Below are 13,398 nucleotides of genomic sequence, written 5' to 3' on the forward strand. Positions count from 1 at the left end.
ATCATTCGCTAAACGTTATTCCTCTTTTTATCTTCAAAGAAGATTGCATATAAAACCGGAATAAATACCAACGTGATCACTGTTCCGACTAATAATCCTCCCATAATCGTTACTGCCATAGAGCCGAACATATCGTCCCCTAAAAGCGGAATCATTCCTAATATAGTCGTTAAAGAGGCCATCATTACCGGACGGAAACGGGAAGAAGAGGAATCTAACAACGCTTGCAATTGACTCTTTCCCGAGGCTATCTGCAAACCGATCTCATCTAACAATACCACTCCATTCTTAATCATCATCCCGATCAATCCGAGAGCTCCGACGATAGCCACGAACCCGAACTCTTTACCGCTTAATAACATTCCCGCCACAATACCGATCGTCGCCAAAGGTAAACACAAGAAAATGATTATCGGTTTTCTAAAATCTTTAAACAACATAATCAATATGGCAACCATCAAGATAATAGCCAACGGAATATTGGCGAAAAGATACTTCATCGATTCCCCGCTCGCTTTATGCTCCCCTAACCATTGCATCGTATAGCCTTCCGGTAGAGCAATCGTATCTATTCTCTCGGCCAAAAGAACCCTTGCACTTTCGGCAGTATAGCCCAAAGCGTTATTACATTGCGCCCGCATCGCCCGTTGCCCGTTATAGCGCCGTACGACCGGATCTTCCCACTTCATACTCACACCACGGGTAACCTGATTCAAAGGGGTCGAACCTATGGTTCGAGCCAACAACTCCTCTCCCGAGGTCGTTCCCATCAATAATCCTTTCAAAGATTCCTCGTTTAAAGCAGAAGCAGAAGGCATCACGCTCCACACGGGAATATTATCCAACGCTTCGACCTTTTCTCCCCGGCTATTCCGGCTCTTCATGTATAAAGGCAGAGAACGGGTTCCCTCGTAGTAAGCCCCTACCGGCAGTCCATCCGTTGCCGACAACATAGACAATCCCACGTCGGAACGGGAAAGTCCCGCAGAGCGGGCTATCGGTTGATAATAGTTCACCATCAGCACGGGAACCATCGGGTCCCAATCCCTCGTGACAAGCATAACTGCCGGTTCATCGCGCATAATACGTTCGGCTTTAGCCGTCAACTCTTTTAAAACGGCAGGATCGGGACCGGAAAACATCAATTCGATCGGAAATTTTTTGTACATGAGATTATAACGCTTCATCCTCACGTAAGCATCCGGATAATGAGCCTCCAGATAATCCTGGATTTCCGATAATGAACTTTTTAATGCATCGGGGCTGGTATAATCCACAATTAATTCCCCATAACTCATGGAAGGTTCTGCTATGGAACGTACCAAATTATAGCGGGCAGGAGTTCCTCCCAAACTCGTTGTCACGTGGGTAATATCCGGACGATTCAATAAATAACGCTCGATTTCGGCCAAATCGGATTTTACTCGTTCTATCCTGGTTCCTTCAGGCATTTTAAATTCTACATATAACTGGGAATAACTCAGATCAGGGAAAAAACCCTGGGGGATATAACGGTAACAATAAGCCGTGATCGCCAATAAAACAACAACGACAGCAATAGCTAACTTCTTATGCCATAAAATATAAGTTAAAAAAGTCCGAAACAAACGGTAAATTTTACTATCAAAAAGTTTTTCACCACCCTCCTTCGGTTGTATTTTCAACGATCTATCCGCATGGATAGGAATTTGAGTCAAGGCTAATATCCAACTCAGCAACAAAGAAACGGCCAACACGATAAATAGATCCCGAACATATTCGCCCGTCGTATCCGGAGAAATAAAAATCGGGAAGAATGCCAATATGGCTATCAAGGTGGCCCCCAATAAAGGCATAGCGGTCTTCTTCGTAATATTTGTCAAAGCCGCCGGACGTTTTATTCCCCGTTCCAGGTCGACCAAAATCCCGTCCACAATAACGATGGCATTATCCACCAACATTCCCATGGCTACAATTAACGATCCCAATGAAACTCGCTGCAATGTTCCGTCAAAAAGATAGAGCACCACAAAAGAACCCAACACAATAATCACCAAACCGGTTCCTATGATAACACCGCTCCGGAAGCCCATCGTCAACATCAGAATCAATATGACAATAACAACGGATTCCACTAAATTCACCATAAATACGCCGATAGCCTCACTTACCCGTTCCGGTTGAAAAAAGACCTTATGGAAATCAATACCTACCGGAATCCGGGAAGTTTTGAGATCTGTCAGTTTTTTATCGACAATACGCCCCAATGAAACAATATTTCCCCCTTTTTCCATAGAAACGGCTAATCCAAAAGCACGTTTTCCATCATAGCGCATCTCGTTACGAGAAGGGTCCTCGTATCCCTTGGTCACGGTAGCAATATCCCGTAATCGCAATTGATCTCCCTCGTGCCCCTGAATAATTAAATCTTGAATATCTTCAATAGAGCGATAGCTATCATTCACGGCCACCCGGATACGTTGGTCACCGCTATTAAAATAACCGGGATAAACCGTCTTATTCTGATTATTCAATGTAGCCAGAACCTCCATGGGATGTACACCCAGGTTCACCATTTGATCCTGAAGGATCTCGATATTGATACAAGGTTTCCGATCCCCGTACAGTTCGACCCGACGTACCCCCGCAACATCCTGTAACTCCCGTTTCACCAGTTGGGCATAATCCATCAACTCCTCATCTGATACGCCGTCGGTCGTTATCGCGTAAAACATACCATACACGTCCCCAAAATCATCCATGACAACGGAAGGACGGGTCCCCGATGGTAAACTGGCCTGTGCATTTATCACCTTCCGTCGTAAAATATCCCATTTCTGTTCTAATTCATCTCCGCTGACCGTACTCTCCAACTCCACGGTTATCAAAGACATATCCGCTACCGATTTGGATTCGATAGTAGATATAGCTCCCATGGAACGAATCGATTTTTCCAATACATCGGTCACTTCCAACTCCACTTGATGAGCAGAAGCCCCAGGATAAACAGTAAGAATCATCGCCTGTTTTACCTTTATCTCCGGATCCTCCAATTTACTCATAGAGATAAAAGCAAAAACACCGCCAATCACGAGCACGGCAATAAAAAATTTCACCAACGCTCTATTATTCAAAGCGTATTCCGTCAAGTTCATAGCAATCCTCCCACGTTAGTCGATGACACTCCTTTCAAAAGTTCAACTTCCATACCTTCGTTCAACCCGTGGACTCCGGCTGAAATAACGATCTCTCCCACCTTCAACCCTTGTGCGACAATAACGGTCCCGTCTTTCAATATTTTACCAAGTTTTATCTCTCTCGTAGAAACGGTTCGAGTCGAAGGATTATACACCCAAACGGCAGCATCCCCCCTATTTTCAAAAACAGCGGATAACGGAATAATCGTTAACTCGCTAATTTGAGGATTATATTCGATGTTTACGTTTACACTCATCCCGGCAGCTATATCAAATCCTTTTTCCGGTCTCAGACGAAGACGCATCTTGTAGAGCTGGTTTAAATTAGCCTTTCGGGTAACTTCTATCAATTCCAAAGGGAATACCTTATCCGGAAAAACATCGATAGTACAAGAAAAAGATTTGAACAAAGCCTGACGAACATAGTCGCTCGAGGGGATATCGATCTCCACATCGAAATAAGCACTATTGATCATAGAAATTACCGGTATACCGGCATTTACCGTTTCATGAGGATTAAAAATCTTTTTTTGAATATACCCGTCGAACGGAGCCAGTAAACGGGTATCTTCCAACGCATTTCTATGAGCGTTGTATTTAGCTGTTATTTGTCTTAAACCGTATACGGCTTTTTCATAATCGTTCACGGGAACGCTTTTCCGATTATACAACTCAATCACTCGCTCGGCCTCTCCTTTTACCTGTCGGAATTCAGCCTCCGTGGCAGAAAACTGAATTTCATAATCCCGGGGATCTATTTCGGCAATTACAGTGCCTTTCTTTACGAAGGCTCCTACCTCCAACGGCATTCTCAAAATAGGACCGGCCACCCGAAAAGCCAGATTCACATCGGAAGCCGCCTTTATTTTTCCCGGATACACAATAGATAATTCCCCTTGATGGTCTTTTACCGTATCCGCTTTTACCACCATTTTTCCCTGAGTACGGCCCGTCTTTGACGTACGGCACGCCCCGAGCAATAACACCATACTCAATACCAGAAGAATAAACTTATTCGTCATACACGCTGTTTTTATATTCGTTTATTAACCACCACGCTAAAAAGTCGTTCTCTCTATCTTAGGGCTATCCCATTCATCCCCAGATTTTTTCCACCTCTTTTTTATACAAAAAATAAGCCAATCCGAAATAAATAAATGTCAAAATCCACAAGCTGTAAAACTCACAAGAGACTTGGGATAGAGTTGCTCCCATATTATTGATAGAGATAAAACCGTTTATTCCATGTGTAGAAGGGAATACATTGCTTATCCAAAGCCAATATTCCGGAATCGCCGTTTTAGGCCAGGAGATTCCGGAAATAAACATCAAAGGAACAGAGGTGAAAACAAATAAAAGATAAGGCATTTCCCGCTCCTTGGACAAAAAAGAGAGTATCATGGCAAAAAAGATACACGAGAGTAAAAAAGGCAAGAGAAACCACATCAGTTCCAACTTCGCCCCGATTTGAGTCATCCCGAATATACGGGGGACGATGAATAAAATCCAATAACCCATCACAAAATAGATCGGGAGATAAATCATGCCCTTTCCCAACACGACCCGCAAAGGGTAACGGTAATGCATATTCCGGGGGATCATTCGCTTTTTAATATTACGATCCCTCTCTGTTCCCGCAATAGTTCCCATTCCCAATAATAAAGACTGTTGTATTACTAAAATCAGAACAGCCGGGATTAGGAAAGAGGTAAATCCGCTCTGAGGATTATACATCTTCACCTCACGTACTTTAACAGGAGAAGCTGTTAGTTGTTGTTGGATTTTCGAGGCATATTCCATCCCGTCTACTTGTATCTTTTTCCCCATAGCCAAAGAGACATCCGTAGCTGCCGTCAATAAAGTCTTATAATTCAACAAGGCACTCATATCACAAAAAAGCGAAACATGAGCCTGTTCTCCCCTGGCTATCCATCTGCTAAAATCAGAAGGGACCTCCAATATACCATAGATCTTTTTCCGGTACATTAACTTCTTCGCCTCCTCCATATTACTGCAATAAGCTACCACATCCACCCCTGCCGTGGCATTCCAATTCCGGATAAACTCCCGACTCTCCGACGATTTATCCTGATCCACTACGGCAACCGGGATCTCCCGAGCCACTTCGTTGCTATAAATATAAGCATAAGTTATCGGGTAAGCCAGGGTCAGAGCCACGAAAAAAGTTAACACGGCATGATCCCGGAAGATCATGTAAAATTCCCGTCTCAGCACATAATATATATCTTTCCAGAAATCAATCATCCATTTCACAAATTAATCATTCTACCGATCACGGCATATATTTAAATTTCAACAAATCCAATTTCAATTTTTTCAGGACCAACAACGGTAACAACATAAATACCAACAAGGCGGAATAAGACTGCCAGGAATAAATCATATCCAAGCCATTAAGAGCCTGATCGATATAAATCAAAAGATAATGCCTCATTTGAAAAAGATTACTCATCGCTTGAACTAAAAAAGGCATGGAACGGACAGGATAAGTAAAACCGCAAATGGAGAAAGCAAGCACTCCCCACAAAGCACAAGCACTCAAAGCAATTCGATTACGCCGAACCAGTCCCGTTAAAAACAAGGCCACTCCCTGAGATGCAAGCACCATCATTACCATTCCTAAAAACATCGGGAAAAAACCGCTGTTCAATGGGAAACGAGCGTAAACATAAAGTAGTGACAAATAAAACATCCCCATACAGATAAAGACAACAGCTTGAGGGATAAGCTTACCCATCAACGACAACACGATCGAGTTACGCCCCATTTCCAACCATTTCCGGGAAGTTCCCCGCTTTACCTCTTCCCCGATACTGTATGCAGTCATGAACATCACGAACATGCAAAGAAAAGCCGGTAAAAGAAAATTAGCCAAATATACGGAGTAACTCAGCCACGGATTATTCAACGGATGAGAGTCCAAAGCGACAGGCATCAACCGGGCTGACAACAAAGGACCTCCCTCTCCTTTTGCCAATAATAATGTTTGCTGAACTGCACCGTTGGCCAAAGAGGTTTGGGTTCTCATATCTTTATATACCAAAGAGGCCGGAAGAAAGTAGGTATCATTCGTGTAAAAAGAGATAACCGGCTCTTTTCCCGTGGAAATATCCCGCCGGAAATCTGCAGGAATATGGAAAATACCGTACACTTCGCTCTTTTGCATGGCCTCCCTTGCCTCCTTAAAAGAGGTAGTCTGCATCGCCACTTCCGATTGTGCAAAAGAATTCAGCGTGCGGACCAATTGACGGGACATAGCCGTATTGTCTTCATCGACAACGGCTATCGGTAAATTCGTCGGCAAGCCGTCTTTCAGTAAATCCATAAAAAAAAGGAAACAGAACATCGGGGCGACCACCATCACAAACCAATACAGCCAACGCCCCGAGAGAATCCTAAACTCTCTCTTCATCAAAACCCACAAAGCCCGTATATCCTTTTGCATCTCTATTTAAGATTTAAGATTTTTCCGACTAAGAACTCCGTTTTCCGGTAGCTTAACCCTTCACTTTTTTCAACACGCTCATCCCCGGACGCAAACCCTCTACCGGTTCTGTCGGAACAGCCTTTACTTCAAAAGTTTTAGCATCATACTGTCCGGTCGTCTTGGTCGCTCTCCAGGCCGCATAACTTCCCATGTCTTTCATCCGGGTCACTTTTAAAGTAATCTCCTTATTATCCAGAGCCGGAATGTAGGCTTTGAAAGTAACCCCCACCTGTAAATCTTTCAGTAAATCTTCCCGGACATTAAAAACGACCCACGTATCGGATAAATCCAATACATCCATGACCGGAGAACCCGTTCCGACCAACTCTCCCACGTGAGGATAGCGTTCGGATATCTCACCGTCTATCGGAGAAATTAAAAATGTCTCGTTCACGTACGAACTAACCTCGGCCACGGCTCCCTTAGCCCGGTTCACCTGAGCCTCCGCAGCCAATTTATCCTCTTTTTCAGCCCCGTTCATAGCCATTTCATATTGGGCTTGGGCGGCTTGCTCCGTAGCTGACATCGCTTTATAATTCGCTTCGGCCTCATCTCTTTTCTGAGCTGACATAACCCCGTTCTCGAACAATTTCTGCACGCGTTCATAAGATTTTTTGGCAACATCCGAGGCTGCCTGAGCCTTTTTCCAGGTTTGATACGCCATAGTGATTTTTTCTTCCCGAGCCCCTTTCTGAGCTTTATCACTCAATGCTTGCGCCGCCTCTTCCGCCGCACGGGCCTGAGAATATTTTGCTATCACCTCCGGACTATCCAGAATAGCGACAGTATCGCCTTTCCGAACCCGATCCCCTTCGTCCACTAAGAAAAGGGCAATTCTTCCGGGTACTTTCCCGGAAATCCTGACCTCATTCGCCTCCGCTTCTCCCTGTATGATCTCCGGAAGCGGTTTCCTAAAAATAAAACCGAAAACTCCTACCAAAAGGACGATCAAAACAATTCCGGCAAAAATTTTTACCTTACCGTTTTCCTTTTTTTCATTTTTCATCACCATATCGTAATTATAGTTATACCTTATTTATCAATCTCCAACAAGGTTCCGTATGCTTTTTGCAGATAAACTTCGCTCAATTTCGCCTCTATCCGCGTATCGATTAGCTCGGCGTTGGCCGACAACCAAGCCGTCTGTGCCTCCAATACGTTTAACACCGGAATCGTTCCTTCCTGAAATCCCAGGTTGGCAAATCGAAGATTCTCTTCCGCTTTTTCCATGTTTTTACGTGCCATCTCCAACTTTTTGGCTACTTCCTTAACCTTAAACTCGGATTGATTCACTTGCAACTCGATTTTTTCTTTCGCTTCCTGCAACTTATAATTCATAATGTTAGTCTGGGCCTTTGCGTGCCTCAGGCTTTTCCGGGAAGCTCCCCAATGAAAAATCGGAGCTTTTATCCCGATCCCGACGCTCCACATTCCATCGAACTTAGCACTTATCCCATCATAAAAAGAGGGAGTACTTGCAAACCAATTAACCATCAAAGCGATCGTCGGTAAATACTCCGACAACGCTATTTTTTCCTTTTTTTTATACATATCGGTTGCCAAGGTCAAACTGGCCACCTCGGGACGACGGTTAAAAACCTGCCGGATATCCACACCCGAGACCTCCTTTAACTTCATATCCATATGCTCCTCCCTTAAAGGGATCACCGTATCGATCGGTAACCCGCAAATCTGGTTCAACACCATACGCGACAAACTTAACCCGTCTTCCACCTTCGTTAACATCATCTCTCCCTGATTCAGTTTTACCTTTACGGAAAGGACATCCGCCTTTGTTGCCACTCCGGTCTCCTCCATCAACAATACATCGTGCTCAAATTTTTTCAAGGTCTCCACGTATTTTTCCGCCATCTGTTTCCGGTTCACCAAAGAGACGATCTGCCAATACGCCTCATCCGTGGCAACGATAATATTCTGTAACTCCTGAGACCGGTTACTTTCCGCCAATTTCTCGGACAATCCCGCCAACTGATTATAAGCCCGGATCTTTCCCCCCATATACAACGGCTGTGTCAAACCGATCTGCAATACGGCTAAATTACGTTCGTCTACCGTCATGGCACTCTTTGGCAATAAAGCATAATCTTTCGGAACATACTGACCATTCACTACGACCGGTTTTCCATCCGGCCCCGACATCAATTGATCCGGCCGAAAAGTAAACTTTCCATTCTCTATCGTACCTACAGGCAAATGAGCGTCTTCAGCTAAAAGATTGATCTCTTTTTGATTCCGCATATACGTACCCATCGCATCGATTCCGGGTAAATATTTCGTGAAAGCCTCTTTTTTCTGCTCCCGGCTTGCACGAATCTCTTCATCGGCTATCTTCAGGTTTTTATTATTCTCTATCGCCAAACGACGGAAATCTTCTAAGCTCATTTCCCGCTGGGCGCATAAATTCATAAATAGGAATACACAAACAATACTAAAAATAACCCTTCTCATATCTTTAAACATTAGTTATGCAAACATTAACAAAAACCGATTTCAATATTCAACGTAATCTCGTCTCTTTTTATTATACTTTTCGGTATGTGGTTTACCAAAAAAATTACCCTGCTTTTACCAAGGAATACAATTGTTCGTATTGCGATCGAACAGCCGATAACGCATAAGAAATATCCTGATGCATGATCAGATAATTGATCACCCCGACTCCTATATTCAGCAAATTCTTTGCCAAAATAGACGTATCCACGTCATCTCTCACTTCTCCCTCCCTCTTCGCCTGCAATATCAATTGTTCCAATTTAGATAACCAGGAAACTTTCGTATTCAACACGACTTCCCGAAACTCGGGATAAATGGAAATCACTTCTACCAATAACGAAAGACATAAAATTTCCGGAATATCGCTATCAAAACTTTTGGCGCTATAATTATCGATCTCCAGCAAATGGCGTATCGTCACATCTATAAACTCCCGTAACGAATGTATCTGTTCAAATTCCTCCGTCCTTTTCCGGTTCAATAAACGATAGTACTCGCTGATACCCTCTTTCAAAACCTCTTCCTTATTTGTAAAATGGTAGTAAAACGTACCCTTCGTCATCCCCACGGCCCGTTCCAAGTCCGATAAAGTCACCGCCTTATAGCCCCGCTTCAGAAAAAGCAAAAAGGCCGCTTCAATGATTGTTTCCCTGGTACCGCTCATCTTTTTATCAACAGATAATATTGTTCAAACTGCATCCGCATATCCGAAAAAACAAATTTCATATCGGCCTCTTCGAACTTCAAATTCAGCATACTGATCGACACGGACATTAAATTCTTCGCCAATACGGAAGTATCTAACGTTTCACGGATTTCACCTTTTTCCTTTGCCTTCAAAATAATATACTCCCAACAGGCTAATCGATTTTTGGAAATACCGTATATCCGCTCTCTAAATTCGGGAAACAGCGAAGACACTTCCAATACCAATTGAAAAAATAAAACCTCTATCACGTAGGTATTGAATAATTTTTTCGAAAGATCGGCACTCTCTTCCTTATATTGTAATACCAACCCGAAAAATTCCCGCAATGAAGAAATCTGAACCAATTCCTTATCCCCGATTTCACGCATAACGGTAAAATATTTCTCAATTCCTGCCTTCAGTATCTCTTTTTTATCCTTAAAGTAGTAATAAAAAGCCCCTTTGGTCAAACCGGTAGCCTGTTCCAAATCTTTTAGAGAACACGCTTTATACCCCCTCGTCAGGAATTGCACAAACGATTTGCTGATAATCTCCTCCCGTAATTCGGCCATTTTATACTTTTTGGTATGCTAAATAGTTCTGCAAATATAAAAAAAAATGGAATCTAACGGTTATAAACGATAAAAACTAAAAAATCAAACTCATCCGCCCGACCAATAGTTTACCTAATAAAAATCAAAAAGGTCGTTTCGTCCGAATGGTGAAGCGACCTTTTTCTCTAACATTAAAACACCTATTATGAAAACGAATCAAAATACGCTCTCAATTCTTTTATCTTACCCTTTTTTGATTTTATTGTCACCGTCACATCTTTCGAATACCAATCATAAATAAAAGAGGTCCCCGTGTAACGATTTACCTCTTGTTGAGGAACATCTATTTTCCATTCATTTTCTCCTTTACTAAAAATCAATTCGAGATCTCCTTCCACCTCTCCCTTCAATTTGACTGACATATTGAATACAAGCTCTCTATTTAGAGAAAACTGCTGACTCCATGCTTCCTGATTTTCTATCAAAAACTCCTTTTCATAAGATCTAAATAATTCTATACCGCTATAATTGTAGATGATCAATAAAATGACACAAACAAACAATACAATAAAAAAAATTCTTTTCTTTTTCATCTTACTTATTTTTATTGATTCGTTGGAATAAGTTCTCCATTTTTCTCATATAATAAATCGCCATTATTTAAGGCATCCATTGCTTTATCACTGGCAGATCTTTTATCCAGACCCGAATATTTTTTAAATATATCATATCCGACTTTATTATTATGCAAATCCATTCTCTTTTCCAAAGCATTTTGGTCTGAACGCTCTTCATGCGCATTCCCAAAACGTCTTGCCAATACGACACCACAACTGATAGAATTTAAAATATTAAAATAACAATACCGAAAAGCATCACTTTTATCATTCCATCCATTTTTCCCGAATAATGCTTCTGTCTCTCTTTCCGCAATTTCAGCATTTTTCCTAATTTCCAAAGCTTGCAAGGGAAACCTCGTAACTAAAATTATTTCTTCAAGCGTTAATTCAGGAATTTTATCATAAGGGTCTAACTGAAATGTCTCCAAATCTATCCCTAATTCCGCCAGCTCCGCTTCCGTGTGTTCATATTCACCTGAAGTACCGCCCGAACTACCACTTCCTCCCGAAACCCCATACCAAAACAGGTGTTATCCAATACCAAACGAATACACTTAAGATCAAGGACCTTTTCTAATTCTTTCTTTTGATTTTGTTCATCAAGTTTTTTAACAAGATTTAATCCGGCTTTATTATCACCATCATAATAAATACTTTCAACTTTATTAGTCTCTCCCAACTCGTGAACACATCCATACCATAAAATAGAGAGAATAAAAAAATAAATCACTCTTTTCATAATGCTTACTATTAAGTAGCAATATATCATCTAAACCCATTGCAACATTGTAAATTATTTTATCTATTGCAAATATTATAAAACATACATCAACAATAAACACTACTCTATTACGCCACAAGGCGCATATTTAATTGTTTAATAGAAAATTATCTGCAAAAAGAATCGAGAATCAAATCGAATCCAGAATCATCCTATATTACACGAAATACATAACAAAACATGCCGCTTAATAATTAGGCGGCATGTTTATCTATATCTGAAAAATAACCTACTCTACCGAAACAATCTCTTCCAGCTCTTCCCGGGTTCCCGGATGAGCTTTTAATTCGTATTTGCTGATGCGATTCATGATTACGGCGATTGCTCCGTCACCGGTCACGTTACAAGCCGTTCCGAAACTATCCATCGCAATATACAAGGCGATCATCAATCCCTGGGCCGTTTCGTCAAAACCCAACATGGACTGCAATAATCCCAAAGCCGCCATAATCGCCCCGCCGGGGACTCCCGGAGCCGCCACCATAGCAATACCCAACATCAAGATAAATCCGGCAAATTGCCCGAAGGAGATATCCATGCCGGACATCAGCATGATAGCCATCGCACAGGCAACAATCTTCATCGTACTGCCGGAAAGATGAATGGTCGCACAAAGCGGTATGACAAAGCTGGCAACTTCTCGATTGACCCCGTTCTTAATCGTCTGCTCCAACGTAACCGGAATAGTGGCTGCAGAAGATTGTGTCCCCAAGGCTGTCATATAGGCCGGAAGCATATTTTTGAAAAGCCGGAAAGGATTCGATTTGGAAACAAAACCGGCGATAAAGAATTGCATGAACAATAGAATGATCGTCATTATAAAAATTACGACAATAATTTTCACGAACACACCCATTACCCCGGATACCTGACCGGAACCGGTAATATTTAAAAAAATACCGAAAATATAAAGAGGCAATAAAGGAATAATAACCCCCGTGATTACCCTATTGATGATATCTTTAAAATCTTCCATGGCCCCTTTCAGCGTGACCCCGTTAATAACAGACATTCCCAAACCCAAAGTAAAAGCCAGAAGCAAGGAGGTCATCACATCCATTAACGGCGGCATTGCCACGGTAAAGTAGGGAGTCAAAGTCTCCCCTTTTGCCGTTTCCAATGGATGCAATTGCTCCGCAGTATCGAGCAACCACGGGTAAGTCAAATCACAGGTAAAATAAGTAAAGAAGCCCGAAAAAATAGTAAATCCATAGGCTAAAAGAGCGGTAAACATTAACAGACGTCCCGCTCCTTTACCGACATCTGCAATACCGGGAGCCACTAATCCCAAAATCAATAAAGGAATAATAAAGCCCAAGAAGTTTCCGAATAATCCGTTTATCGTCAAAAAGATCCGAACCAACCAATCCGGAAAAAAGAAGCCACAAACTACCCCGAGTATTATAGCTATTGCCACCTTCGGTAACAAACCCAATCTCTTTTTTTTCATATTTTTTTATCATTTATTTTCCACGAATCAGCTACACCCTCATCCTTGCTTACTCGCAAAAATTCTACCACCCCAAATACGTTACCGCCAATTCGCATCACATTAAT

Annotated in this window: 12 protein-coding genes; all 12 read right to left on the bottom strand. The window is 42.1% G+C overall.

Annotated elements, in window-relative coordinates; genetic code table 11:
* Positions 1-8: 8 nt before the first annotated feature.
* The 12 genes from BN3283_RS12025 to BN3283_RS12080 all read right to left on the bottom strand — a co-directional run bounded on the left by BN3283_RS12025 (position 9) and on the right by BN3283_RS12080 (position 13,291).
* Positions 9-3,134 carry an efflux RND transporter permease subunit gene (locus tag BN3283_RS12025; protein WP_059026762.1) on the bottom strand — a complete coding sequence of 1,042 codons (3,126 nt, stop codon included), beginning with the start codon at positions 3,132-3,134 and terminating at the stop codon, positions 9-11.
* Positions 3,131-4,198, bottom strand: coding sequence for an efflux RND transporter periplasmic adaptor subunit (locus tag BN3283_RS12030; protein ID WP_041505309.1), 1,068 nt, complete (start codon positions 4,196-4,198; stop codon positions 3,131-3,133). The genes BN3283_RS12025 and BN3283_RS12030 overlap by 4 nt, the downstream gene beginning before the upstream one ends.
* 73 nt (positions 4,199-4,271) lie before the next feature.
* Positions 4,272-5,441: an ABC transporter permease gene (locus BN3283_RS12035; protein WP_041503111.1), complete on the bottom strand. Its 1,170-nt coding sequence runs from the start codon at positions 5,439-5,441 to the stop codon at positions 4,272-4,274.
* A 28-nt stretch (positions 5,442-5,469) separates the two neighbouring features.
* Positions 5,470-6,642: an ABC transporter permease gene (locus tag BN3283_RS12040; RefSeq protein ID WP_059026763.1), complete on the bottom strand. Its 1,173-nt coding sequence runs from the start codon at positions 6,640-6,642 to the stop codon at positions 5,470-5,472.
* A gap of 52 nt (positions 6,643-6,694) precedes the next feature.
* On the bottom strand, positions 6,695-7,690 hold the full coding sequence (locus tag BN3283_RS12045; RefSeq protein ID WP_059027257.1) for an HlyD family secretion protein: 996 nt from the start codon (positions 7,688-7,690) through the stop codon (positions 6,695-6,697).
* 26 nt (positions 7,691-7,716) lie between these two features.
* Entirely contained in the window at positions 7,717-9,153 is a 1,437-nt protein-coding gene (locus BN3283_RS12050) for a TolC family protein (RefSeq protein ID WP_059027258.1), read from the bottom strand.
* Between the two features lie 106 nt (positions 9,154-9,259).
* Positions 9,260-9,862: a TetR/AcrR family transcriptional regulator gene (locus BN3283_RS12055; protein WP_059026764.1), complete on the bottom strand. Its 603-nt coding sequence runs from the start codon at positions 9,860-9,862 to the stop codon at positions 9,260-9,262.
* Positions 9,859-10,458, bottom strand: a complete 600-nt coding sequence (locus BN3283_RS12060; protein ID WP_041503114.1) for a TetR/AcrR family transcriptional regulator — start codon at positions 10,456-10,458, stop codon at positions 9,859-9,861. Before BN3283_RS12060 ends, BN3283_RS12055 begins: the two co-directional genes overlap by 4 nt.
* 185 nt (positions 10,459-10,643) lie before the next feature.
* Positions 10,644-11,033, bottom strand: coding sequence for a hypothetical protein (locus BN3283_RS12065; RefSeq protein WP_059026765.1), 390 nt, complete (start codon positions 11,031-11,033; stop codon positions 10,644-10,646).
* Positions 11,034-11,044: 11 nt separating this feature from the next.
* Complete coding sequence (locus BN3283_RS12070; RefSeq protein ID WP_059026766.1) at positions 11,045-11,488, bottom strand: DUF6973 domain-containing protein; 444 nt, start codon at positions 11,486-11,488, stop codon at positions 11,045-11,047.
* Positions 11,489-11,496: 8 nt separating this feature from the next.
* Entirely contained in the window at positions 11,497-11,799 is a 303-nt protein-coding gene (locus BN3283_RS12075) for a hypothetical protein (RefSeq protein WP_059026767.1), read from the bottom strand.
* Positions 11,800-12,070: 271 nt separating this feature from the next.
* The gene (locus BN3283_RS12080) at positions 12,071-13,291 is read right to left on the bottom strand and encodes a dicarboxylate/amino acid:cation symporter (RefSeq protein WP_059026768.1); all 1,221 of its coding nucleotides are present in this window, start codon (positions 13,289-13,291) and stop codon (positions 12,071-12,073) included.
* Positions 13,292-13,398: the final 107 nt, after the last annotated feature.

Origin of the sequence: Gabonibacter massiliensis, assembly GCA_001487125.1 — a bacterium.
Lineage (GTDB): Bacteria > Bacteroidota > Bacteroidia > Bacteroidales > Marinifilaceae > Gabonibacter > Gabonibacter massiliensis.